We start from the raw sequence: 23,087 nt of genomic DNA, 5'->3' as shown, positions 1-23,087 counted from the left end.
CGCCGTCACTCTGCGGCCGAGCGAAGGCCCGGCGCCGGTAGCCCATAGGTTTCCATGAAACCGTCGACCGTGCCTTTCACGCCATCCCAGTCGAAGAAGCGGAACGAGTTGCCGCGCGTGACGAAAGTCGGGCCTGAATAGAACATCTCATACTGTAGATGGCGCGAGCCGAACTCCGAGCCGACGGCATCCCAGGCGAGCTTCATCAGCTTCACGCGCCCTTCGGAGTTGGTGACGATGGAACGCTGCGTCTTTTCGATGATCGCGCGGGTCTCCGGCGTCTCGAAGTCAGCAAAGGAGGAGGGCACCATGATCATGCCGCCGCCCGAAAGCGTGCGCAGCGCTTCGACCACCTCGGGATAGGTCGTCTGCGCGATGACCTGCGCGGTGCAGAGGATCGTGCGGTTCGGCACATAATAGCCGTTGAAGTGCTCGCCTGTCGCCTCCATGGCGACGACCAGCGCCTCGATATTGTTGACCTTGGCCGCGACGAGGCCAAGCGTCTCGCGAACCTGCGGATAGTTGATGATGTTGTTGGTCTCGGCGATCTTGCGTGTGATGCCGAGCAGGAATTTCAGCTTCACCATCAGCCGGATCATGCACTGGTAGTTCTGCATCACATGCGCGCGGCTGTCGTGCCACTGCGCCTGGGCCATCTTGAGGTCCTTGTAGACGAAGACGTGATCCCAGGGGATCTTCACGTCATCGAAATAGACCACCGCGTCGTTCTCGTCGAAGCGGGTCGACAGCGGATAATCGAATTCAGACGTTGCAGCCTGCTCGTAGCTGCGCCGCGACATCAGCGTCAGGCCCTTGGCACCGATGGGCAGTACCGCCGTGAAGGCATAGGCCTCGTCGCCGGCCTGCAGCGCGTTGAAGCCCGAGACCATGATCTCATTGGCCATGATGCCACTCGTTGCTAGCATCTTGGCGCCGCGGATCGTGATGCCGGCGGCATCCTCGTCGACGATCGACGCGACGAGATGCGCGTCAGGCTGGCCGCTCGCCGACTTCGCCTTGTCGGACTGCGGGTTGATGATGACGTAAGAGAGATAGAGGTCGTTGTCGCGCGCATAGTCGAAATAGGATTCGACCGCGCTGGCCCGGGCCGGATCGTAGTCGCGGAATGCTGGCAAGCCCATGCGGAAGCCGGCGAGCGTTGAAGCGACGTGATCCGGCGAGCGGCCCACCATGCCGCAGGTCATCTCGGCCCAGCGCGTCAGCGCCTCCCGCCGCTCCACGAGTTCGCGATGATTGCGCGGCAGATGCCATGCGCGGCTGACCTGGTCGCCTGAAGTCGGCGAGCGAAAGGTCATCGCTTCGATGTTTTCCGGCGCGGCCTGATAGTCATAAAATGCGGCCGACGTCGCGACGGCATTCGCGAAGGCCGGGTCTGTGGTCACATCGGCAACCTTGCGCCCGTCGATATAGATCGTGCGGCTGTCGCGGAGGCTTGCGAGATGCTGCTTGCCGTCTTTCACCATGGCGGATCCTGCTTTCCAAGCTGGATGCCGACGCCAGGCTTCATGCCCTTCGCAATCGGGAGACGATTTGAATTAAACTGTCGAAGTGTCGCGATCATCGCGGCATCGCCCATTCTCGGGTTCGATGCTGCATCGCAAAAGCTAGTCGCCCGTACCACGCGGCGTCAAGTCCGCTCACGCGCCATATAGGCGTCGGCGAATGCCGCCGGTGTCAAAGTCGGAGGCAGCGCGAGCGCTTCCGAAAGCGCGAGCACATCCGGCACCTCGACTCCGATCGACGCGGTCAGAGCCTTGTCGGTGAAGAATGCTTTTGTCGGCAGATTGGCCGCGAGCCGGCCACGGGCGAGCCCCAGCACGCGGTCCGCCTGCCGGGCCACGAAATCCATATCGTGACAGACGAGGATCACGGCCGTGCCGCGGGCTTTTTCAGTCTCGATGATCGTGGAAAGCCGCGTGATCGCCGTTTTGTCGAGTCCCCGCTGGGCCTCGTCGAGCAAGAGGATCGGCGGCTGCATCGCCAGCACGGAGCCGATCGCAACCATGCGCCGGGCAGACTGGTCGAGGTCAAGCGGATGCGCGTCCGCTTCTGACGCGAGACCGATGCGCTCCAGTACCTCGGCGATGCGCGCCTCGAGCGTCGCGCCCGTAAGGCCAAGCTGCTTGGGGCCGAAGGCGATTTCATCGCGGACCCGTGGATTGAAGATCTGCTGTTCCGGCGCCTGGAACACCGTGCCGATCGATCGGGCGAGAATGTGCACCGGCGTATCAGAAGTCGCGTTGCCGGCAACGATGATCGCGCCGCTCTCGGGTTGGAAAAGCCCGTTCAGGAGGCGCAGCAGCGTGCTTTTGCCGGCGCCGTTGCGCCCTACGATTGCCACCACTTCGCCGGACGCGACTTTGAAGTCGATGTCGGCCAGGACAGGCGCACCCGCGACATAGGAAAAGGTAACGTCGTCAACGGACAGCATCGGGCACCTGCAGGGTCTGGAGCGCGTCGGCGAGTGTCAGGGGCAGAGGCCGCCCCTCCGCCCAGCCGCCGGCATTCTGAATACGCCGGCCTGCCTCCGTGATCGCCGTCATGCCGAGCGTTTCGATGCAGCGTGGGTGTGTCAGCACATCAATTGCCGGACCATCGACGGCAATCCGACCTTCGTCGAGCAGAAGGAAGCGGTCGGCGAGAGCCAAAGATGGCCGAAGCGCCACCTCAAGCACGACGATGGTCAGTTCACCCGGCAAGAGTTCCAGCTGTGCAAGGAGATCGTCGCGTGATTCTGGATCGAGATTGGAGGTCGGCTCGTCGAGGATGAGCACTTGCGGCTTCATGGCGAGGGCTGCCGCGATCGAAAGCCTCTGTTGCTCGCCGCCCGAGAGGGTGAAGGGATCGCGATCAACGAGATGGCGCAGGTTGCAGACCGTCATCGCCTCGTCGACCCGGGCCCGAACCTCGGCCTCCGGCAGAGCCAGATTGCACGGTCCGAAGGCGATCTCCTCGAACACCGTGAAGGCGCAGCCGGTCATCTGCTGCGAGGGGACCTGCCCGACATATTGGATCGCTGACGATCGCTCGGCGATATGCCACTCCGTCCAATCCTTGCCGTCCATGCTGACATGGCCGCGTTCGGCCTTCAGGACCCCGTCGGGAAGCAGTCCGGCCAGCCATCGGGCTAGCGTCGTCTTGCCACCGGCGTTCGGCGATAGGATCGCGACCCGCTCGCCGCGCTCGACCGAGAAAGAGACGCCGTCGAGGACCAGCTTCTCCGCGCGCGGGAAGCGAAAGGCGAGGTCGTGGACTTCTAGAAGTGCCACAGCAAGGGAATCCCGAGTTGGAGAACGGCGACCGCGACCAGAATGCGACGAAACCAGACCTGAAAGGTCGAATCGTGCGGCGCGTTGATGACGGTGCGCCGGGGAAAGGCGCGGAAAGCCCGTCCCGAAAGGATCGATGCACGCTGGTCGAGATCGGAAAGGGCCAGCGTGATCAGCGGCATCAGCAATATGGGGAGGGCGATGATGCGTGCCTTCCATGAGCCGGTGAGGTCGAGCCCTCGCACACGTTGCGCGTCCCGGATCGCCTTGGCACGGTCCGAGAACGGCTCGATCAGCAGCAGCGGGCTCGCCACCAGATAGCCGACGCCGGGCGGCACGCCGCGCTGGTCGAGCGCCTTCAGCATTTCCGATGGATGCGTCGTTGTCACGAAGAGCAGCGTCGCCATCAGCATCGCCGCCACCCGCATGAACACCTTGAGGGCGTAGTCGAGGCCATCAGGACTGATCGCGACGAGGCCGAGGTCGGTCTGGTCGGGCCGTTCGATGAGCAGCCCATGCACCACGATGAGCGCGACGCCGATCGGCGTCATGGTGATGAGCAGCCGTTTGACCGATCGCTTGCCGACGCCGGTCGCCATCGAAACCGTGATGGCTGCGAGGACGAGGATCGCGGTCCCGGCCGTCGGCAACACCGCCGCGGCCGAGATCATCCAGAGCATGATCACCAACGATGTCAGGGGATTGGCCTTGTGGAGCAGGCTCTCGCCAGGCGTGAACAGAAGACTCTGCTTGCCGGCTTCCTGTTTGCTCCCGCTTGCCACCGTCTCACACCCTCGAATGTTCGAAGAAACCGAAATTGCTCGTCAGGCGCAGCGGCAGGCGGCTGGCGACGATCCAGGCGATCAGCGCCGTCACGGCCTTGTCGGCGATATTGATGCCGAGATTGGAGAATGCCACCGACTGAACCAGCGATTGCCCGACTGCCAGAAGATAGGCTGCCGCAAAATCGGGGCCGCCGCCAGTGACGCCGCCGAACATGTAGACGATGATCGGTACCGCCACGATCGTGCTTGGCACGGCAACGATGGCGCCCGAGATCGTGGCCTGCCACCAGGTCCGGAACCAGCCGGCGCGAGCGAGCAATCCCGCGACAACACCGATGACCAGAGCGACCGGCGCAAAGGCGGCCGCGACAGGATTAAGGATCAGGCCCCAGACAAGATTGGTGACGAGCCCGGTGATGCCGCCGGCCAGCGGGCCCGCAAGGATTGCGACCAGGATCGTACCGATCGAGTCCAGATAGAGGGGAAGTTTGAGAAAGTGGGCGATCTGGCCGCCGATTATGTTGATGACGACGGCAGCCGCCATCAAGATCAGGGTTCGTGTGTCGAACTTCATCATCCGTTCCTCAGCTCTGTTGTCAGGACCGTGGCGAGATGACGAGTTCATCCCACGTCGAGAGGGGGCAATACTCGCGACCGAAAGCCATGTCGGTCAGATCGACGAGCACCACTTCGCAAGTCGTGCGCACAAGGCACCCGGACAGCATGTGGCCACCGAACATGTCGCCGTTCTCGTCCGAGCAGGAGATGTGAACATGGCAGCCGGTAGGCTCGATCGTGCCAATGAGCGAGACGATCTCGAACAAACCTTCGCGGAGTGCGCCCACCGGACGGGCCGCGTAGCGGATCATTGCATGCGTCAGGCTGCCGACGCTGGTGACGATGCCGACAGCTTTCAGGTCGTTCGCCGCGACGAAGGCCTGGAGCGTGTCGAGGACATCCTCGCCAGGCTTCAGTCGCATGGCGAAGAAGCGTCCGCCGCTGACGAGAGGGGCCGGCACGGCGGATTCTGTCATGATCTCATGTCCACGCAGATGCAGTTTCTGTATGCAACTATTCGTTATCCGCATAAGCATGGTCAAGGTCGCTGCATGCGGAAATAGCAGTCTCCGCGTGCCGTCGCTTTGAGCATGATGTGGGCGGCCGCCGTGCTTAAGCTCGGCAGCTCGATAGGATCAGTGGTTGGCTGGCATGTCACGCAATCCGGTTGCCTCCATGGCGACTTCTTCTGGAAATTCAGTTTCCACAGTCGTCGTCGCCGAGGACGGCGCACCGATCCCTGTCACGCTCTACGGCAGCGCAGGGCCCGTTATCATCCTCGTGCACGGCTGGAGCTGCAGCGCGGCATTCTGGGACCAGCAGGCGGCACATCTGGCGCGCGATTATCGCGTCGTCACGATTGACTTGCCGGGTCATGGACTGGCCGAACCAACGAGGCCGTCGGGCCACTGGTCCATGGCTGAATTCGGCTCCGACATTGCCGCAGTTGCGGACTGGATCGGATCAGACGTCGTCCTCGTCGGACATTCTATGGGAGGCGCCGTCGCGCTCGAAGCAGCGGTGCAGCTTGGCCCGCGTTGTCGCGCCCTGATCGGCGTCGATACGTTTACGGAAGCCGGCTTCTATGCGGCTCGGCCGGCGGCGGAAATCGCTGCGCGGCGGGCCATGTTTGAAGCTAGTTTCAAAGACACGATGCGCGGGATGATCGCTGCGATCACCGCAGACGGCGCCGGGGCCGGCCTCATCGACTGGATTGGCGATGCCATGGCCGCGACGAATCCGAAGGCGGCACTCGGCGTTCTCGAGGCTTTGCTCGCCTGGGACATTGTGCCCCGGTGGGATCTCTGTCCGGTGCCTGTGACGACGATCAACTCGGCCATGCTCGCCCGGCGCAACGAACTCATCGAGCTTGCCGGACTGGACGTCCGCCTCATGGAAGACGTGGGGCATTTCCCCATGCTAGAGAATCCAAGCGAATTCAACGCTCTGCTGCGGAATATTCTCGTGGAGCGCCTCGGATGAAAATCCGGCTGCGAGGTTGTCTTGGCCGCAGCTTCCAAGGGCGTCCGGCCGAATTGCTGTCGCCGGTCATTGTGCGTCTCAGGACTGCTGCGTCAGGGCTGCTGGCAGTGAGGAGATGAAGTCCGCCATGTCGTCGCCGAGCAAGTTGACATGCTCGCTGGCGGCGCGGAAGGCACGCTCGGCATCGGCATGCTCGATCGCTTCGAGGATGCGGGCGTGTTCGCCGATCGTCGCTGCCATCCGGCCGGGCTGATGCGTGACGTGGCGGCGATAAGCGGCCACACGGCGTCGAAGCTGGCGCGTCTGGCCGGCGAGGAAATGCGTATGCGCCGCATCATAGAGTGCGTCATGGAAAGCATGGTTGATCGCATAGAAGCGTTCTGGCTCGCTGGCATCCAGCGCCTCGATCAACCGGCCATGGATGGCGCGAAGATTGGCCTTTTCTGAAGTCGTGGCGCGCCGGGCGGCGAGCTTCGCACAGAGGCCTTCGAGCGCGGCCATCATCTCGAACATCTCGAGCAGGATCGGGATTGAAATCGTCGCGACGGTCACGCCCTGTCGACTCTTAACTTCGACGAGGCCGGTGGCGATCAGCGCCTTGAGCGCCTCACGCACGGGGGTTCGCGACACTTTGAATCGCGCTGCGATCTCGGCTTCGTCGAGCCGAGTGCCAGGCTGCAACTGACCGGAGACGATCATTTCCTCCAGCGCGGAGCGGAGGTCCTCGGAAAGCGTGCTGCCTCGTCCACGTAGAGGAGTGGCGTCGTCTGGATGGCTTTCGGCGATGGCGTCGCGCGCTGTCATGGTTGTCCGTCACCGTTTGCAGGGCCGCTCGAAAGCAGCCATTCGATCATAGACCGCAGATTGTGCATGCAACCAACCGATTCGGTTCAATTTCGATAGGAAGGGTCGATCCGGTCGAGAAGGCGTATGAAGGCCGGCCATTCGCGTGATCCGGGCGCGCGGATATCGCCTTGATGATCATTGAACTGCCGCGCAGCCTTGTCGGTGACTTCCGTAGCCGGAACGGCGAAGTGAGCGCCGCCGGCAACCGCGCTCTGCGCCAGCAATTGCACGCGCGCCGCCTTCTCGAAGTAATACATCAGGATGAAGGCCTCCTGGATCGTGCGGCCGACGGTCAGCACGCCGTGATTGCGCAGCACTAGCGTGTTGTGGGTGCCGATATCGTCGATGAGGCGCTGCCGCTCATCGGTGTCGATGGCGACGCCTTCATAGTCGTGCAGCCCCATATGCCCCTGATAGCGCATGGCGAATTGGCTGAGCGGCAGCAGCCCTTCCTCGAGTGCCGAGATGGCGGTCGCCGCCTCCGAATGCGTGTGCAGCACGCAGAGCGCGTCCTCGCGGCCTAAATGGATGGCGCTGTGGATGATGAAACCGGCCTGGTTCACTTCATAGTCGCTCGGCTCGACCTTGTTGCCGTCGAGGTCGATCTTGACGAAGCAGGAAGCGTCGATTTCGGAAAAGAGCAGGCCGTAGGGATTGATGAGGAAATGATGCTCCGGTCCCGGCAGGCGGACGGAGATGTGATTGTAGATGAGGTCGTCCATGCCGAAATGGGCGACGAGGCGAAAGCAGGCGGCGAGTTGGATGCGAAGCGCCGCCTCGCTGGTCGGCGCCACTTCCAGCGCGGGATCCATGTTGGCCGGGAACGACGCCATCTTCATCTCCACCATACGAGTTTGCGGTCGATCGCGACCAGCACGCCATAAAGGGCGAGACTGCCCAATGAGGCGACGAACACCGCCGCCCAGACCGTCAGATAATCGACTTGGCCAGTGGCCTGATAGATGACCTGGCCAATGCCGCTATAGGCGCCCATCATTTCCGCGACGATGACGGCGATCGTGCTGCGGGCGAGCCCAACGCGAAGGCCGGTCACGAGGCCCGGCATCGCTGCTGGCAGCTGCAGGCGCCACAGGATGCCGATTCGCCCCGCGCCAAACGAGCGCATCAGGTTGATCGCATCGGCCTCTGGCCGCTTCAGCCCGGCCAGGAGATTGAGCAGCACGACGAGGACGACAGCAAGTGCGCCGATCGCGATCTTCGATTCCATGCCGAGGCCGAACCAGAGTAGTACCAGCGGCACGAAGGCGATCGACGGCACCGCATTGATGACGACGGCGATCGGCATCAGTAGCGCCTCGAGCGGCGGCACCAGGATCATCAGAACGGCAAGCACGATGCCTATCGCCGCGCCGAGAAGGAATCCGCCGACCGCTTCGATCAGCGTGACCGTCAGCGCGTCACCGAGCAGCGGCCATTTCGCGATGGCGGTGACGAAGATCTCGGCCGGGCGCGGCAGGATATAGGTCGGGATGTCGAGCGCCGCGGCGCCGAACTGCCACAGGAGCAGCAGCAGCGCGAGCGCCGACGCAACGGGCCAGGCGGATCGGATGAATCTCAGTCCGTACGCCACCAGACGAACCTCCGTTCGAGAAGGACGAGGGCGCCATAGAGCAGCGTGCCCATCGCCCCGCAGGCGATGATCAGCACCCAGACGCGCGGGATCTGCTCGAAATAGAGCGCCTGCAGCAGCATGACGCCGAGGCCGACCGTATCGCCGAACCATTCGCCGACGATCGCACCGGCAAGGCTGAGGGCAACCGCGAGCTTCATGCCGATGAGAATGTTGGGGAGCGCGGTCGGCAATGCGAGCTTCAGGAACAGTTGCAGGTGCGAGGCGCCGAAGCTCTTCATCAACGCGATGCGCTGCGGATCGGCAAGCTCCAGCCCGCGCAGCGTGTTCACCGCGATGGGGAAGAAGGCGAGATAGAGCGCGATGACGACCTTCGCCATGATCGTGTTGCCGAACCAGATCACCACGATGGCACCGAAAGCGATCACAGGAACCGTCTGCAATGCAACGAAGATCGGCAGAAACGCACGCTCCATGATGCGAGAGGCCGAAAACGCGATGCCAAAGCCGACGCCGAGCACGACGCCGGCGAGAAATCCCAGCACGGTCTCGACCAGTGTACGCCAGAAGCCGGCGACGAGATCCGGCCAGACCGAGAGTCCGTCGGCGAGAACCACCGGCAGCGGCGGCAAATAGCGCGGCTGGACTTTGAAGAGCGGAACCAGAACCAGCCAGGCGGCGGCGACATAGACGACAGAGGCGACCGGCGAGCGGGCGAGGGCGCGCGCATTCATGGCGATGCCGCCGCGAAGGTCTTGAGGCTCTCCTCTTCGACAACCGCGAGAAGCTTCTTCTTGACGGCCATGAATTCCGGCGTCGTCACGACGCCGAGATCACGCGGGCGCGGCAATGTGATCGCCTCCTCGCATTTGATCGTGCCCGGCCGGGCGGTCATGACGACGACCTTGTCGCCGAGGAAAATCGCCTCGTCGATATCGTGCGTGATGAACAGAACAGTCCGGCGATGCTTCGCCCAGATGTCGAGCAGCCAGCGCTGCATCATGCTGCGCGTCAGCGCGTCCAGCGCACCGAAGGGTTCGTCGAGCAAGATCAGGTCGCGCTCGAACAGGAAGGTGCGCATCAGCGCAACGCGCTGGCGCATGCCACCTGAGAGCTGATGCGGATAGTGCTGTTCGAAGCCGCCAAGCCCGAACTCGGGAAACAGCGCCTCGGCTTTGGCGCGCGCCCTGCGGCGCGGCATGCCTTCCACCTCGAGCGCCAGCGTCGCATTGTCGAGGACCGTTCGCCAGGGAAACAGCAGGTCGCGCTGCGGCATGAAGGCGATCTTGCCGAGCAGCGCGCCATCCTGCTGCACCTTGCCATTGAGCAGTAGCGAGCCATCCGAGTCGGGCGGCAGCAAGCCGGAGATCATGCTGAACAGCGTTGACTTGCCGCAGCCCGACGGCCCGATCAGCGTCACGAATGCGCCCGGCTCGATCGACAGGTCGACATTGCGCACTGCAACGGTCTGCTTCGGCGCTTCGCCGAAGCGCTTCCAGACATTGACCAGCTGGAGATGCGGCGGGGTGGCGACGGCGGTCGTCTCGTCAGGCAAGGATCGGTCTCCTTTCCGGCCTATTGCGCCGGCAGAACGGAGCTGCGGCGGCGCACCAGATGGCGCCGCCGAGGCCGGTGATCACATCTTCTTGTCGGCGTCCGGGACCTTGGCCCAGAAGGCGCTGTCGAAGGCGGACTTGAGATCGACTGGGGTCTTCATGGCGCCGAACTTGATGAGATCTGCCTGCACCGTTTCGATCGACTTCATATCCATGTAGCCCAGGCCTTCCGTCGTGCCGGCCTTCGCCGTCATGACGCGCTCGATCTCGTCAAGCATGAGTTCCTGATGCTTGCGCTCAAGACCCGAGCCGGCGGCCATCACGATGTCCACGGCCTCAGACTTGTGCTCGAAAGCGTATTTCCAGCCCTTCAGCGTCGCGTCCAAGAAGGCTTGCACCTCGGCCGGCTTGTCCTTGATCATCGTCTCGGAGGTGACGATGGCGTCCTGCTGGGTGGTGACGCCGCTATCGTCGGGCATGAACACCTTGATGTTCGTGATGCCCTGCTCCTTGAGCGTGTTCAGCTCGTTGTAGAGCGTGACCGTCGCGACATCGAACTGCTTGTCGATGAAGGGCTGCATCGAGAAGGGTTGCGAGACGATGTTGACTTCGTCCTGCTTCAAACCTTCGGCGGCCAGCACCGAATAGAGCGTATATTGCGGCCCAACCATCCAGGTCGCGACGCGCTTGCCTTTGAAATCCTTGACCGAATTGATGCCGGACTCGGTGTAGGCCACATAGGCAAAAGGCGTGATCTGCTGCGACATGCCGATCGCGACCAGCGGCAGTTTCTTCTCGCGCGCATAGAGCACGCCTTCGGTGCCCGATGCGATGCCGAATGTATCGGCGCCCGAGGCCACGAGCGTCTCCACATTGACGTTGGGTCCGCCTGGATTGATGGTCATGTCGAGGCCGGCCGCCTCGTAGAAGCCCTTGGCCTTGGCGACATAGACGCCCGCGAATTGCGCCTGCGCCACCCATTTGAGGCGCACGGAAACCGGATCGGCAGCTGCGGCGCTGTCGATCGCCGCGATGCCGGTGATTGCGGCCAAGAATGCTGCCGCTATGCCCTGCGTGATAGAAGTCGACATTCAGACCCTCCGTCCATGTATGCAAGAACTCATCAGCAATATGCATGCCAAGCCAAAGCCGTGTGGTGCGATGGACGGCGGGACGTCGGGATGGACCCACAAACCGCGATTCGACGCCAATCTGAGCGTCGCGAGCCCATAATATGGGCATCGGTTATCCAGATCATCTATTATTGTATACGCAGATCGGCGGCATCGGTGGCGGCCGGCAACGAGGGTGCGCACGATGGAGGACGAGCTTTGGAGCGCAGAATTTACATCGCTCTCCGACGCGATTCGTTCGGGTCGCGTGACATCGCTGGGGCTCACGGAGCTGATGCTCGCCCGTATCGCGGAGCATGACGGGCGGCTGCACTCGTATATCGCCGTCGCGCCCGAAATGGCCCTCAAATCGGCGATGGAGGCCGATGCCGAAATCGCGGCCGGAGGTTGGCGCGGCCCGTTGCACGGCATACCGATGGCCGTCAAAGACGTCTTCTATACGATGGACATTCGTACCGGCTTTGGCTCGTCGATGTACGACGATTTCCAGGCACCCTATGAATCGACCGCAACGGCGCGCCTGCGCTCGGCCGGCGCCGTCATGCTCGGCAAGCTGACCGCCACCGAGGGCGTCTATGCCGGCTATCATCCGTCCATCACCGAACCCGTCAACCCGTTCGGCGACGCGCACTGGACCGGCAATTCGTCGAGCGGCTCAGGTGTCGCTGTCACGTCGGGCCTTGCCTACGGCACGCTCGGAACCGACACCGGCGGCTCGATCCGCCTTCCGTCCGCCTGCTGTGGTCTGACTGGCATCAAGCCGACCTGGGGTCGGGTCAGCCGTCATGGCGTATTCCCGCTTGCAGAGTCGCTGGACCATGTCGGGCCGATGGCGCGGTCGGCCCGCGACGCGGCCGCGCTGCTCCATGCCATCGCGGGAGCGGACCCATCCGACCCAACGGCAGCCTCCGTTGCGGTTCCGGACTACATGGACGGGATTGATGCGGGGATCGGCGGCCTCACGATCGGCATCGATCGGGATTTCATCATTGCGAAGGCGACGCCGGAAGTCGTTGCCTCGATCGATGCCGTTGTTCCCGTTCTCGAGAGTCTCGGCGCGCGCTTCGTTGCGGTGAATTTCCCGGAGACGCGCCCCATTCTCTATGGTTGGCACACCGAATGCTCGGTCGAAGCTGCACTTGCACACCGTGATACATTCCCAGCCCGCCGGTCAGAATATGGCGAGCGCCTGTCCGCGCTGCTGGACTTCGGTCACCGCGTGACAGCCTTCGAACTTGCAGAGGCGCAGCAGGCTCGGCGGGCCTTTAACGGCGCCGTGGCGGCGATGTTCGCGCCGATCGATCTCTTCCTCGTGCCCGCATTGCCGATTGCCGGGCCAACGCTTGCTCATATGGCGACGCTCGGTCCTGACCCCGACGGTATTCTGGCCGTGGGACCGTTCAATGCTCCGTTTGACATCTGCGGATATCCGACGATCACGGTGCCATGCGGCGCGAGCAGCATGGGCATCCCGATGGCTTTCCAGCTTGCGGGCAAGCCCTTTGCCGAAGCGCTGCTGTGCCGCGCCGCGCACGCTTACCAGGGCGTGTCCGACTGGCATCGACGCCGGCCGAACCTTTGAGACAAGGAGACACGGACATGACCAGTGCTGCTTCCAAGGCTCCGCCGATCGACATGGCGGACATGCCGGTCCAGTTGCCCGGCGCGCCGGGCAACGCTGCCGAAGCGCGGGCGCGTTTCTTCAATTCAGGCAATGCCTTCAATGTGAAGCTACCGAAAGTCCCGGCGACCTGCTTCCGCGACGAAGCGCAGACGGCTCTCGAATCCGCCGTGACCGGTCTTTATCCCTGTGACCAGTCACCGGCGATCGGTACTGCCTTCGCGGCGACAACGCCGTTGATGCTCGCCCGCTATGCCGCCATCGCTCCGCGCGACACGCTAGTGGCCGATTTCGCAGCGACAGGCGCGATCTGGTATGTCATGCGCGGCTCCGGCTCGGCCGAAATCGGTCTGGAGCGTGTCGACTTTGGCCCCGGTGATGTCTTTCTCGCGCCGGGCGGCGTGGCGGCAAGGTTGACAGCAGCCGATGGCGGCGCCGTCCTCTGGGTCGTCACCAACGAGCCGCAACTCGCCTTCGACGGATCGCGGCCGGCGCCAGACGCCGAAGCGCCTATCGACGTCGTGCATTATCCGGCGGCCGAGATCGCGGCCCAACTTGGCAGGGTCGTGGAGGCGGCCCAGAATGCAACCACGTCAGGCATCGCGCTGATTTTCTCTTCTGACCGGCAGGAAAAGGCGCGCAACATCATGCCGACCCTGACGCTCTCGCTGAACACCGTTCCGGCTGGCGAGCAGCAGCGCGCGCATCGGCATAACTCGGCTGCCATCACGCTCATCCTGAGGGGCGACGACTGCTATTCGATGGTCGGCGGCGAGAAATGCGTTTGGTCGCCCTTCGCGACACTGGTGACTCCTGCCACCGAGCCGCACTCGCATCACAACGACAGTGCCGAGCGGGCGATGTTCCTCATCGTCCAGGATGGTGGCCTGCATTACCACGCGCGCACCATGGGTTTCGCGTTTCTCGAATAAGCGATCAATTTCATGATGACGCGCCTGATCATCGATACGGATACCGCCGGCGACGATTGCTTTTCGTTGTTGCTCGGCCTTCGCCATCCTGCCGCCCGCCTCGAGGCGGTGACGATCTGCAACGGCAATGTCGCCTTCGACCAACAGGTCGAAAACGCCCTCCACACGATCGAAGTGGCGGGCAGGGGCGGGGAGGTTCCGGTCTATCTCGGCAGCGCGCGACCACTCATGGGACGCTGGGAAGCGGCGAGCTTCCATGGCTCGAACGGGATGAGCGAACTGGAGTTCGCGCCGGCTGCGCAGCGGCCGGAAGCCAAGCACGCGATCGACGCCATCATCGATCTTGTGATGGGCAATCCCGGCGAGATCTCGATCATCGCGCAGGCCCCGCTCACCAATATCGCGCTCGCCTTCCTGAAGGAGCCCCGCATCGCCAAGGCGCTGAAGCGTCTCTGGATCATGGGCGGCACCGACAATGCTGTCGGCAATGTGACGCCGGCGGCCGAGTTCAATTTCTACGTCGACCCGGAAGCGGCGAAGATCGTGTTCGGCGCGGGATTCAACATCACGCTGTCGACCTGGACGCTGACGCTGAATTCCGGCTCGATCGATGCCGAAGCGGTGGCGCGGATCGAGGCACTCGGCACGCCGCTTGGAAAATTCTTCATGGACGTGACGAAGACCCCCCGACGGGTCGCCTTCGAACGTTATGGCAGCACCATCTCGACCCATCCCGATTCACTGACCTGCGCGATGGCGATCGACGAGAGCCTGATCCTCGAAAGCGCTGAAGTCGTCGTCGATGTCGAGGTGGGCGGCGAGACGACGCGCGGTTGGTCGAGCGTCCATCCGCCGCGGCTCGTCGAGCGCTGGGAGGACCGCGACGCCAATGCGCGCATCGTCAGGCGGGCGGACACGGCGGCATTCGCGGACATGCTCGTCCAGGTGCTGAAATGACCAAGCGGCAGATGCATCTCGGCCTTTTCATTCTCGGCACCGGCAGCCATGTCGCGGGCTGGCGTTATCCCGGCGCGTTCGACAGCTTCCAGGATTTCACGGCGATCCAGGAGATCGGCCGCAGCGCCGAGCGCGGCAAATTTGATCTCATCTTCATGGGCGACAATCTCTACGCCGATCCGGCAGCGCACCCCTCCTATACGCTGCGCCTCGAGCCGCTGACGATGCTTTCGGCGCTTGCCGTTACCACCAGCCGGATCGGCCTTGGCGCCACCGCATCCACTACCTATGGCGATCCTTGGTCGACGGCGCGCGCCTTCGCATCGCTCGATCATATTTCCAAGGGCCGTGCGGCCTGGAATGCCGTAACGACTTCAAACGCCGTTTCGGGCGCCAATTTCGGCCGCGCCCACCCCGACCACAGCCTCCGCTACGAGATCGCCGAGGAATTCGTCTCGACGGTGAAGGGGCTGTGGGACTGCTGGGCCGACGACGCCATCGTCATGAACCGCGAGAGCGGTCTCTATATCGACCCGGCGAAGGTCCGCGCGCTCGATCATGATGGTCCCTATCTCAAGGTGAAGGGCCCGCTCAACATCGGCCGTTCGCCGCAAGGCCAGCCGGTCGTGTTGCAGGCAGGCGGCTCGGCGCCCGGACAGCGCCTTGCGGCGCGCACCGCCGACGTCGTCTTCTCCGTGGTGCAGGACTTCGACGAGGCCAAGGCGCAGTATGCGTCGTTCAAGGCGCTGCTGCCGTGCTTCGGCCGCAGCACCGACGCGGTCACGATGCTGCCGGGTGTGATGCCGGTCGTCGGCCGCACCGATCGCGAGGCCTTCGACAAGTTGAAGACACTGCAGAGTTTCGTCTCGTCCACCAACGCACTCGCCATGCTGTCCGATCGCTTCGGCACGGATATGAGCGCCTATGACCTCGACGGGCCTGTACCCGAACTCGGCGAGAACGACGCCTATCACGCCTTTGCCAAGGTGATGCTTGCCAAGGCGCGACGCGAGAACATGACGCTGCGTGATCTCTACAATCTGACCGCTGCGGCGCGCGGCCATTGGGTGCTCGCCGGGTCGGCTGAGACGGTCGCCGACACGCTGCAATACTGGTTCGAGAACGGTGCGGCCGACGGCTTCAATGTCATGCCACCTTATTTCCCGGCCGGTCTCGACGACTTCGTCGACCTCGTCGTGCCGATCCTGCAGGACCGTGGGCTCTTTCGGGCCGACTACGAGGGTAAGACGTTGCGCGACCATCTAGGACTCGATCGTCCGGAGCGGCAGTGATGACGGATCGTGATCTGATGCTCTCGGGCAGCATGCTGCATATCGGTGGCGAATGGCGCGTTGCCTCGGGTGCGGGCCGCATTCCCGTCGCGAGCCCGGCCAGTCGCGAGGTTTTCGGCGCGGTTCCGATCGGTGACGCCTCCGACGTCGAAGCGGCCGTGGCGGCGGCGGAAGCCGCCGGGCCGCAATGGGCGGCGCTGGATCCACTCGATCGCGGCCGGCACCTTCGGGCGATCGCCGAGATCGTACGCCAGCGCATGGCCGAACTCGCGACGCTCGAATCGGCCATCACGGGCCGAGCGATCCGCGAGATGCGCGCACAGATGGGCCGCATTCCCGAATGGCTCGACTATTTCGGCGGTATCGCCGCCGGTCTCGAGGCGGAATCAAACCGTCTGCGGGGAGGGTTCCTAGCCTACACCGCCTATGAGCCGCATGGTGTCTGCGCGCTGCTGACGCCGTGGAACCACCCGATCCTCATCCTCGTCAAAAAGCTTGCCGCCGCACTTGCCGCTGGCAACACCGTGGTGATCAAGCCGTCCGAACTCGCGCCGGCAACGCCACTGCTTTTCTCCGCATGGTGCTCCGAGGCCGGCCTGCCCGCTGGCGTCGTCAATGTCATCACGGGCGACGGCACAACCGGCGCGCTGGTCTGCGCCGCACCTGCGGTGAGGCATATCGATCTGACCGGCGGCACTGCGACCGGCCGCAAGGTGGCCGCCGCGGCTGCCGAACGGCTGGTTCCCTGCACGCTGGAACTCGGCGGCAAGACGCCGGTGGTGATTTTCGCGGACACGAATATCGAGGAAGCGGCGGCCGGAGCCGCCTTTGCGGCCTTCGTTGCGGCGGGGCAGACCTGCGTCTCGGCGAGCCGCTTCATCGTCGAGGACAGCATTCACGACGCTTTCGTCGAGGCCTTCGCAAGGCGGGCGAGGGCGCTGCGCCTCGGTGACCCCGCCGATCCGGCCACCGACATGGGACCTGTCATTTCCGCGGGCGCGCAGGCGCGCTGCCTTGCCTATATCGACGGCGCCATGAAAGCCGGCGCGCGCTGCGTCGTCGGCGGCGAAGTGCCGGATCTTCCAGCACCCTTCTCAGCCGGCTTCTATGTCGAGCCGACGATCTTTGCCGGCGTCGAGCCCGGCATGGCACTGTTCCGCGACGAGGTGTTTGGTCCCGTCGTCTCGGTCACTGCGTTCTCGGACGAAGCCGAGGCCCTGAGGCTTGCCAATGACTCGCCCTATGCGCTGGGCGCTTCGGTCTGGACGCGCGATGTCGCCCGCGCCCACCGCGTTGCCGGACGCATCCGCGCCGGCATGGTGTGGGTCAACGATCACCACAAGAACGACCCGCGCTCCATCTGGGGCGGCTTCGGCGACAGTGGCTATGGCCTCGAAAACGGTTGGGACGCGCTCAAGGGCTACCAGCGCAAGCGCAACGTCGTCGTGAGCACGGCGCCTGGATTTGACGATTGGTTTGCCGGCGGCAAGCGCTACGGATGAACGAGGGCGACATGAAGACGATCCGCATCCGCCTGCTTTGGCATCCGCAACCACAATTCGCCGGCTATCTCATCGCCGAGCATGAGGGTCTCGGCCTTGATGCCGGCGTCGATATCCGGTGCGTGCCGCTTGATTTTGCCAAGGGGCCGATCGCAGCGGTGCTGGATGGCGACGTATCCTTCGCGGTGGCAAGTCCCGCCCACATGATGGAGAGCGGCAGGGCCGACGAGCTCGTTTTCCTGCTCGCGATCCAGCAGGTCAGCTCGCTCGTCTACCCCGCCCGCCGCAGCCTGGGCATCGAGCGGCCGCGCGATCTGGCGGGACGGCGTCTCGGCGTCTGGCCGGGCCGCGAGGATCTCGAGCTGACCTGGATGTTGCATCGCGCCGGCCTTACGCAGGACGACTACGAGCGCATGGCGGTCAACGACACCGTTTCGGCCATTCTTGAGGCCAAGGTCGACTGTGCGCAGATGACGACCTATCACGAGATCCATCATCTTGAGCATGCAGCCGGATCGCTCGACGACTTCATCATTTTCCGAGCGGCAGATTATGGCGCGTCGCTTCTGAAGGATGGTCTGGTGGCACGGCGCGACTTCGTGGAGGCCCATCCCGAGGCGACGCAGAGCGTCATCAACGCCGTCCTGGCCGGCTGGACCAAGGCGTTCCACGATCTCGACGCGGCGATCTCGCTGACGGTTCGCCTCAGGCCCGACATGTCCCGGCTCGAGCAGGAAGGGCAGCTTGCCGATATACGGGCGCTCGCGCTTTCCGGGGCGACTTTGTCGGAGGGCCTCGGCTATCCAGATCCGCGCCACATGGAACAGGCGCTTCGCGCGATGGCAGAGATCGAAGGCCACAGCGTGCCGGACGATCCTGGTCTCGTTGATACCCGCTTCTGGGCTGCGGCGCCCGAGGCGGTGCGGAGCAGCTCATGGTGAAGCGCGCCGACGCCATCGTGGTGGGCGCCGGCGTCGTGGGCGCCGCGACTGCTGCGGCGCTGGCCGAAAGCGGGCGTCGCGTCCTCGTTCTTGAGCAAGGCGTCCCGGGTGGTGCGGTCTCGGGCGCGAGCCTCGCCTGCATCGGCACGCATATGATGGACGAGGAGGAGCTGCCGCTTCTCACATGGTGCTGCGAGGCCTGGGCGGAGCTCGATCGCCGGGCGCCGCGCTTCGAATACAACCGCTGCGGCCAGCTGCGCTTCCTGCGGCACGAGAATGAGCGGCGGTCGGCCGAGACTTGGATCGGCATCGAGCGCGCGGCCGGACTGAGGCCTGAATTGCTCGACCCGGCGGAGGTCCAGGCGATCGAACCGGGACTGACAGGTCCGATCGTGGCGGCCACCTGGTCGCCCGACTCCGCGGTCGTCAATCCGTTTCTCGCCGTCCGAACCCTGCTCGATGTCGCGAGGAGTGGATCAGCCGACGTCGTTTCCGGAGCCACGGTGACGGCTTTGGTAACCAGAGGCGGACGGATAGCCGGCGTCGAGACGTCGCTCGGCCGCTTCGAGGCCAGCATCGTTGTCATCGCCGGAGGGCCATGGACGCAGAGGCTTGCTGCGACCGCCGACGTGGAACTGCCCATTGTGCCGCGAAAGGCTCAATGTCTCGCCACGGTTGGAACGAGACCCGTCATTCGCACCGTCGTCGGCGCCTGCAAGGCGGAAGGGGGCGTCGATGCCGGCTACACGCAGATCCAGCAGGCCGCGAGCGGGCAGGTGCTGTTCAATACCGTGCTCGAAGGCGGCGTGACTGCTACAGGCAGTCCCGAGATCGTGCCGGAAGTTGATAGAGCCTTCGTGCGCGATTCCGTTGATACATTGCTCTTCCTGTTTCCAGCGCTGGCGGGACTCGATCTGCTGCGGTCCTGGGTCCGTTATGAGGCGGTGACGCCGGACGATCGCTTCCTGACCGGTCCTGCCGGGCCCGAGGGATTGTTTGTGGCGGCAGGCGATGGCGGCACTGGCTTCGTTCGGTCGCTCGGCATGGCCAGGATCATCAGGGACCGCATCGACGGCACGACGCCGCCCTGCCGTGACGACCTCTACGATGTCGGCCGGTTTGCCGCCAGGGCTGCGGCATGACTGCGCGGATTACCCTCCTCGTCGATGGGCGCCGCGTCGAATCCGTGGCCGGACGGCCTCTCGGCGCTGTGCTGCATGGCGAGGGAAATCCGATCCTCCGCCGAACGGCGAAAGGCGAGGAACCGCGCGGACTCTTTTGCGGCATGGGCATCTGCTTCGAATGCCTCGTCACCGTCGATGGTCGGCCCAATATTCGTGCCTGTATCACGCCGGTCAGCGACGGCATGCGCATCGAGACCGGCCGGCCATGATGCGGATCGAAACTGATATCCTCGTGGTCGGTGGCGGTCCTGCGGGGCTCTCGGCAGCACTCGCCGCCGCCAAAGCTGGGGCAAAAGTCGATCTCATCGACGCCGGCACGCAGCCGGGCGGTCAATATTGGATGCAGGATCCTGTCGGGCCGCCATCGACGCGTCAGCAGGCTGAAGGGGCAGCCGCCGCCCGCGCCGCTATTGCCGCAAACGTCACCATTCATAGTGGCGCCGAGGTCTGGGCGGCTTTTCCGGAGCGCGAGATCCTTGCCAACGGCCCGGCAGGTCCGCTCGCCTTCCGCTACCGCGCGCTCATCGTCGCCAGTGGCGCTTATGATCGCGTCATGCCCTTCCCTGGCTGGACCTTGCCGGGCGTGATGACGCCAGGCGCCGGCCAGCGCCTCGCCAAGCTCGGCGGCACCGCTCCGGGGCGACGCATCGCGCTCGCCGGCAATGGACCGTTCCTCTACGCGGTCGCGGCGACCCTGCGCGGGATCGGGGCGACGCCGGCGATGCTGGTGGAGGCGGGGACGGCGCGGTGTGCGCCTGCACGACTTGTGTCCCGCCATCCGGCACGCTGGGCCGAGGCGCTGCAGCTTCTGGCCGCTGTTCGGGCGATCCGGGACCGCCGCCGCGGCTTCGTCGTCACGGAGGCTCTTGGCGGTGATCGCGTCCAGGCCATACGGATCGCGCCGATCAGCCATGACGGGGCCATCGACACGACACGAACGGAGACCATCTCCGGCATTGATGCATTGCTGATCGGTTGGGGCTTCCGGCCAATGATCGAACTGACGGCGCTCTTGCGTTGTCGCCATGCTTACGACCGGGACGTTGGCGGCTGGTATTGCAGCGCAGATGCTGAGACAGGCCGGACGTCGATACCGGGCATTTATGCAGCCGGCGAGGTGACAGGGATCGCTGGCGCTGCCCCGGCCCGGTTATCGGGCGCGTTAGCCGGCATTGCCGCGGCGGCGGATCTCGGTCTCGTTACATCCGACTTCGCACACCGCAGAGCGATCCTCGCGCGCCGGCTACAGACCGCCCGTGCCTTCGGCCAAGCGCTGGGCCGGCTCTATCCAGTCCCCGAGTCCATCGCCACGCTGGTCTGCGACGAGACAATCGTCTGCCGCTGCGAGGACGTGCGCAAGGGGGACATACGCGCGGCCTTGAGCGGAGGCACGAAAGGTGTCGCCGGGGCCAAATTATGGACGCGCGCCGGCATGGGCCGCTGCCAGGGCCGTATCTGCGGTTTTGCCGTCGCTGAGATCGTCGCGGCTGAAACAGGCACCTCGCCCGAAGCGGCCGGCTTCAACCCGCCACGCATTCCGCTGCGTCCGGTGCCGCTGAACGTCGTGCTGGCTGGCACTCGCGAGGGCGCACTATGACGGACAGGGTTTCCTTGCAGCTCAAATGGCTGCATCAGTCGCAGTTCGCCGGTTACTACGTCGCGGCAGACAAGGGCTTCTACGAGGCGGCCGGTCTCGACGTCGACATCCGGGTTGGTGGACCGGGCGTTGATCCCGAGCGGGTCGTTGCCAGCGGCGAAGCCGAATTTGCGCAGGGCGGCGGGCTCGAGAGTGTGCTGGCAGCCCGCGCCGAAGGCCTGCCGGTTGTCGCCGTAGCCACGGTGTTTCAGAAAACCGATGTCGTCTACATCGCGCGTGCCGGATCGGGCATCTACTCGCTCGCGGACTTTGCCGGCCGGCGCGTCAGCACATGGTACACCGGCATCCATCTGATCCTCCGCGCGATGCTGGCGGAGGCCGGCGTCAGTCCGGCCTCGATCGAAGAAGTCATTCAAGGCGGCTCCATGCAGCCGTTCCTTGATGGCGACGTCGATATCGCCGCCGCGACTTTCTACAATCAGTTGCCCAAGCTGCGGTCTGCGGGGATCGACGACCTGGTCCTGTTCGATCCGGCTGGCCACGGCATCGTCATCCCGCGCGATCCAATCATTACCTCCGAACAATTGGCCGACCAGGAGCCGTCGCTCGTTGCCCGTTTCGTCGAAGCGAGCCTGCGAGGCTGGCAGCATGCGTTCGCTCAGCAAGGCGAAGCGGTCGAAAGTGTGCTCCGGCGCGATCCCTCCCTCGATGCCACCCTCCAGACGGTGATGATCGCCGAGATCGCGAAGCTGGCGCTATGGGGCGACGGAACGGCGGTGGGCCTTGGCTATCTCTCGAACGAAGCAATTCGCTTCACCAACGATTTTCTGATCCGCAACGGCCAGTTGCCCTCTGACAGCGCTGCTGAAGGCGCCGCCAGGATGGGTCTCTGGACGGACATCCGGACGACGGTCCATCCACTGAATTCGCCGCGCTAGCGCAGCAGACATTTTACCGCCCGGTCGCGACGACCGTTTGAAATCAAGAGGAGACCCCCGATGGATCTGCGTTTGACCGGCAAGAAGGTGTTGATCACCGGCGCCTCGCAGGGGATTGGTGCCGGGCTTGCCAAGGCATTCGCCGAGGAGGGCTGCGAACTCGTGCTGACCGCGCGCAATGTCGAGAAGCTCGCCGCGCTGAAGGCCGAGATCGTCGACGAGATGCCGGAGCGGAGCGTCACGCTGATGCCGCTCGATCTGACCGAGCCTGGGGCGGCCGAGCGGCTGGCGGATGCGGCGGGCGATGTCGATGTGCTCGTCAACAATGCAGGCGTCATTCCTTCGGGCTCGCTGTTCGATATCGACGAGGCCAAATGGCGCGCCGGGTGGGAACTGAAGGTCTTCGGCTATATCAATCTCTGCAGGCTCTATTACCCTCGTATGAAGGCGGCCGGCGGCGGCGTGATCATCAACAATATCGGCAATGGCGGCGAGGTTACGGACCCGCGCTACATCGCGGGCGCGGTCGGCAATGCCAGTCTGATGCATTTCACACGCGCGCTCGGCGGGTCGAGCCTCGACGACAAGATCCGCGTCGTGGGCGTCAATCCGGGTCCGGTCAACACCGACCGCATCTACAACATGCTGAAGAAGCGCGCCAAGGACGTCTTCGGCGACGAAAACCGTTATGGCGAGTTGGAAACGACCTATCCGCTCGGACGTCCGGCCCATGTGCACGAGGTCACCGATCTGATCGTGTTCCTCGCCTCCTATCGCGCGGGCTATATCACCGGCACGATCATGACCGTCGATGGCGGCATCGCCTCGCGGCGCTCGATCATCTGACGGCGCTGCCTGACATTGCGACCCTGATCGGATAGA

At 64.2% G+C, this 23,087-nt stretch carries 24 protein-coding genes; 12 read left to right on the top strand and 12 right to left on the bottom strand.

Going from position 1 to position 23,087, the window contains the following annotated elements:
* Positions 1–5: 5 nt before the first annotated feature.
* The 6 genes from BUB39_RS14615 to BUB39_RS14590 form a co-directional block, all read right to left on the bottom strand.
* On the bottom strand, positions 6–1,484 hold the full coding sequence (locus BUB39_RS14615) for a 4-hydroxyphenylacetate 3-hydroxylase family protein (protein ID WP_073054656.1): 1,479 nt from the start codon (positions 1,482–1,484) through the stop codon (positions 6–8).
* A gap of 164 nt (positions 1,485–1,648) precedes the next feature.
* Complete coding sequence (locus BUB39_RS14610) at positions 1,649–2,452, bottom strand: energy-coupling factor ABC transporter ATP-binding protein (protein WP_073054654.1); 804 nt, start codon at positions 2,450–2,452, stop codon at positions 1,649–1,651.
* Entirely contained in the window at positions 2,439–3,290 is an 852-nt protein-coding gene (locus BUB39_RS14605; RefSeq protein WP_073054651.1) for an energy-coupling factor ABC transporter ATP-binding protein, read from the bottom strand. The genes BUB39_RS14610 and BUB39_RS14605 overlap by 14 nt, the downstream gene beginning before the upstream one ends.
* Entirely contained in the window at positions 3,278–4,072 is a 795-nt protein-coding gene (locus tag BUB39_RS14600) for an energy-coupling factor transporter transmembrane component T family protein (RefSeq protein WP_073054648.1), read from the bottom strand. The genes BUB39_RS14605 and BUB39_RS14600 overlap by 13 nt, the downstream gene beginning before the upstream one ends.
* A gap of 4 nt (positions 4,073–4,076) precedes the next feature.
* Positions 4,077–4,649: an ECF transporter S component gene (locus tag BUB39_RS14595; RefSeq protein WP_073055566.1), complete on the bottom strand. Its 573-nt coding sequence runs from the start codon at positions 4,647–4,649 to the stop codon at positions 4,077–4,079.
* A gap of 22 nt (positions 4,650–4,671) precedes the next feature.
* Positions 4,672–5,109 (bottom strand): PPC domain-containing DNA-binding protein, encoded by a 438-nt coding sequence (locus BUB39_RS14590; RefSeq protein WP_073054646.1) that lies wholly within the window; start codon positions 5,107–5,109, stop codon positions 4,672–4,674.
* A gap of 199 nt (positions 5,110–5,308) precedes the next feature.
* Here BUB39_RS14590 and BUB39_RS14585 point away from each other — a divergent pair, with 199 nt between their 5' ends.
* The gene (locus BUB39_RS14585; RefSeq protein WP_175561874.1) at positions 5,309–6,115 is read left to right on the top strand and encodes an alpha/beta fold hydrolase; all 807 of its coding nucleotides are present in this window, start codon (positions 5,309–5,311) and stop codon (positions 6,113–6,115) included.
* Positions 6,116–6,193: 78 nt separating this feature from the next.
* Here the strand turns inward: BUB39_RS14585 and BUB39_RS14580 are convergent, their stop codons facing one another.
* The 6 genes from BUB39_RS14580 to BUB39_RS14555 all read right to left on the bottom strand — a co-directional run bounded on the left by BUB39_RS14580 (position 6,194) and on the right by BUB39_RS14555 (position 11,199).
* Positions 6,194–6,919, bottom strand: a complete 726-nt coding sequence (locus BUB39_RS14580; protein ID WP_084527403.1) for a GntR family transcriptional regulator — start codon at positions 6,917–6,919, stop codon at positions 6,194–6,196.
* Positions 6,920–7,005: 86 nt separating this feature from the next.
* Complete coding sequence (locus BUB39_RS14575; protein ID WP_073055561.1) at positions 7,006–7,794, bottom strand: class II aldolase/adducin family protein; 789 nt, start codon at positions 7,792–7,794, stop codon at positions 7,006–7,008.
* A 2-nt stretch (positions 7,795–7,796) separates the two neighbouring features.
* Positions 7,797–8,552 (bottom strand): ABC transporter permease, encoded by a 756-nt coding sequence (locus BUB39_RS14570; RefSeq protein ID WP_139251485.1) that lies wholly within the window; start codon positions 8,550–8,552, stop codon positions 7,797–7,799.
* Positions 8,537–9,286, bottom strand: a complete 750-nt coding sequence (locus BUB39_RS14565) for an ABC transporter permease (protein WP_073054642.1) — start codon at positions 9,284–9,286, stop codon at positions 8,537–8,539. The genes BUB39_RS14570 and BUB39_RS14565 overlap by 16 nt, the downstream gene beginning before the upstream one ends.
* On the bottom strand, positions 9,283–10,107 hold the full coding sequence (locus BUB39_RS14560) for an ABC transporter ATP-binding protein (protein WP_073054640.1): 825 nt from the start codon (positions 10,105–10,107) through the stop codon (positions 9,283–9,285). The genes BUB39_RS14565 and BUB39_RS14560 overlap by 4 nt, the downstream gene beginning before the upstream one ends.
* An 81-nt stretch (positions 10,108–10,188) precedes the next feature.
* Positions 10,189–11,199: an ABC transporter substrate-binding protein gene (locus BUB39_RS14555; protein ID WP_073054638.1), complete on the bottom strand. Its 1,011-nt coding sequence runs from the start codon at positions 11,197–11,199 to the stop codon at positions 10,189–10,191.
* A 226-nt stretch (positions 11,200–11,425) separates the two neighbouring features.
* On the opposite strand from BUB39_RS14555, the gene BUB39_RS14550 reads away from it, so the two are divergent.
* From BUB39_RS14550 to BUB39_RS14500, 11 genes are read left to right on the top strand one after another with little or no spacing between them, the layout of a single operon-like run.
* On the top strand, positions 11,426–12,823 hold the full coding sequence (locus BUB39_RS14550) for an amidase (protein WP_073054635.1): 1,398 nt from the start codon (positions 11,426–11,428) through the stop codon (positions 12,821–12,823).
* Positions 12,824–12,840: 17 nt separating this feature from the next.
* The gene (locus BUB39_RS14545) at positions 12,841–13,794 is read left to right on the top strand and encodes a cupin domain-containing protein (protein ID WP_073054633.1); all 954 of its coding nucleotides are present in this window, start codon (positions 12,841–12,843) and stop codon (positions 13,792–13,794) included.
* 12 nt (positions 13,795–13,806) lie between these two features.
* Positions 13,807–14,751, top strand: a complete 945-nt coding sequence (locus BUB39_RS14540; RefSeq protein ID WP_073054631.1) for a nucleoside hydrolase — start codon at positions 13,807–13,809, stop codon at positions 14,749–14,751.
* Positions 14,748–16,043 (top strand): LLM class flavin-dependent oxidoreductase, encoded by a 1,296-nt coding sequence (locus BUB39_RS14535; RefSeq protein ID WP_073054629.1) that lies wholly within the window; start codon positions 14,748–14,750, stop codon positions 16,041–16,043. The genes BUB39_RS14540 and BUB39_RS14535 overlap by 4 nt, the downstream gene beginning before the upstream one ends.
* Positions 16,043–17,545: an aldehyde dehydrogenase family protein gene (locus tag BUB39_RS14530; RefSeq protein WP_084527401.1), complete on the top strand. Its 1,503-nt coding sequence runs from the start codon at positions 16,043–16,045 to the stop codon at positions 17,543–17,545. The genes BUB39_RS14535 and BUB39_RS14530 overlap by 1 nt, the downstream gene beginning before the upstream one ends.
* 11 nt (positions 17,546–17,556) lie before the next feature.
* A complete protein-coding gene (locus tag BUB39_RS14525) occupies positions 17,557–18,486 on the top strand; it encodes an ABC transporter substrate-binding protein (RefSeq protein ID WP_175561873.1) in 930 nt (309 codons plus the stop codon).
* Positions 18,480–19,628 (top strand): NAD(P)/FAD-dependent oxidoreductase, encoded by a 1,149-nt coding sequence (locus BUB39_RS14520; RefSeq protein WP_073054625.1) that lies wholly within the window; start codon positions 18,480–18,482, stop codon positions 19,626–19,628. The genes BUB39_RS14525 and BUB39_RS14520 overlap by 7 nt, the downstream gene beginning before the upstream one ends.
* Positions 19,625–19,879 (top strand): (2Fe-2S)-binding protein, encoded by a 255-nt coding sequence (locus BUB39_RS14515; protein WP_073054623.1) that lies wholly within the window; start codon positions 19,625–19,627, stop codon positions 19,877–19,879. Before BUB39_RS14520 ends, BUB39_RS14515 begins: the two co-directional genes overlap by 4 nt.
* On the top strand, positions 19,876–21,267 hold the full coding sequence (locus tag BUB39_RS14510; RefSeq protein ID WP_073054621.1) for an FAD/NAD(P)-dependent oxidoreductase: 1,392 nt from the start codon (positions 19,876–19,878) through the stop codon (positions 21,265–21,267). The genes BUB39_RS14515 and BUB39_RS14510 overlap by 4 nt, the downstream gene beginning before the upstream one ends.
* Entirely contained in the window at positions 21,264–22,205 is a 942-nt protein-coding gene (locus BUB39_RS14505) for an ABC transporter substrate-binding protein (protein WP_073054619.1), read from the top strand. Before BUB39_RS14510 ends, BUB39_RS14505 begins: the two co-directional genes overlap by 4 nt.
* Before the next feature lie 60 nt (positions 22,206–22,265).
* A complete protein-coding gene (locus BUB39_RS14500) occupies positions 22,266–23,051 on the top strand; it encodes an SDR family oxidoreductase (protein WP_073054617.1) in 786 nt (261 codons plus the stop codon).
* Positions 23,052–23,087 lie beyond the last annotated feature (36 nt).

Origin of the sequence: Kaistia soli DSM 19436 (assembly GCF_900129325.1) — a bacterium.
Taxonomy (GTDB): Bacteria; Pseudomonadota; Alphaproteobacteria; order Rhizobiales; family Kaistiaceae; genus Kaistia; species Kaistia soli.
The sequence above is the reverse complement of the archived record's forward strand: the minus strand, read 5'-3'. Positions and strand labels throughout refer to the sequence as shown.

Coding starts and splice junctions, on each gene's coding strand:
- BUB39_RS14575 (WP_073055561.1), bottom strand. CDS start 7,794: ATGGCGTCGTTCCCGGCCAACATGGATCCCGCGCTGGAAGTGGCGCCG.
- BUB39_RS14525 (WP_175561873.1), top strand. CDS start 17,557: ATGAAGACGATCCGCATCCGCCTGCTTTGGCATCCGCAACCACAATTC.
- BUB39_RS14540 (WP_073054631.1), top strand. CDS start 13,807: ATGATGACGCGCCTGATCATCGATACGGATACCGCCGGCGACGATTGC.
- BUB39_RS14595 (WP_073055566.1), bottom strand. CDS start 4,649: ATGAAGTTCGACACACGAACCCTGATCTTGATGGCGGCTGCCGTCGTC.
- BUB39_RS14555 (WP_073054638.1), bottom strand. CDS start 11,199: ATGTCGACTTCTATCACGCAGGGCATAGCGGCAGCATTCTTGGCCGCA.
- BUB39_RS14615 (WP_073054656.1), bottom strand. CDS start 1,484: ATGGTGAAAGACGGCAAGCAGCATCTCGCAAGCCTCCGCGACAGCCGC.
- BUB39_RS14535 (WP_073054629.1), top strand. CDS start 14,748: ATGACCAAGCGGCAGATGCATCTCGGCCTTTTCATTCTCGGCACCGGC.
- BUB39_RS14515 (WP_073054623.1), top strand. CDS start 19,625: ATGACTGCGCGGATTACCCTCCTCGTCGATGGGCGCCGCGTCGAATCC.
- BUB39_RS14585 (WP_175561874.1), top strand. CDS start 5,309: ATGGCGACTTCTTCTGGAAATTCAGTTTCCACAGTCGTCGTCGCCGAG.
- BUB39_RS14530 (WP_084527401.1), top strand. CDS start 16,043: ATGACGGATCGTGATCTGATGCTCTCGGGCAGCATGCTGCATATCGGT.
- BUB39_RS14610 (WP_073054654.1), bottom strand. CDS start 2,452: ATGCTGTCCGTTGACGACGTTACCTTTTCCTATGTCGCGGGTGCGCCT.
- BUB39_RS14520 (WP_073054625.1), top strand. CDS start 18,480: ATGGTGAAGCGCGCCGACGCCATCGTGGTGGGCGCCGGCGTCGTGGGC.
- BUB39_RS14580 (WP_084527403.1), bottom strand. CDS start 6,919: ATGACAGCGCGCGACGCCATCGCCGAAAGCCATCCAGACGACGCCACT.
- BUB39_RS14590 (WP_073054646.1), bottom strand. CDS start 5,109: ATGACAGAATCCGCCGTGCCGGCCCCTCTCGTCAGCGGCGGACGCTTC.
- BUB39_RS14510 (WP_073054621.1), top strand. CDS start 19,876: ATGATGCGGATCGAAACTGATATCCTCGTGGTCGGTGGCGGTCCTGCG.
- BUB39_RS14545 (WP_073054633.1), top strand. CDS start 12,841: ATGACCAGTGCTGCTTCCAAGGCTCCGCCGATCGACATGGCGGACATG.
- BUB39_RS14500 (WP_073054617.1), top strand. CDS start 22,266: ATGGATCTGCGTTTGACCGGCAAGAAGGTGTTGATCACCGGCGCCTCG.
- BUB39_RS14565 (WP_073054642.1), bottom strand. CDS start 9,286: ATGAATGCGCGCGCCCTCGCCCGCTCGCCGGTCGCCTCTGTCGTCTAT.
- BUB39_RS14550 (WP_073054635.1), top strand. CDS start 11,426: ATGGAGGACGAGCTTTGGAGCGCAGAATTTACATCGCTCTCCGACGCG.
- BUB39_RS14505 (WP_073054619.1), top strand. CDS start 21,264: ATGACGGACAGGGTTTCCTTGCAGCTCAAATGGCTGCATCAGTCGCAG.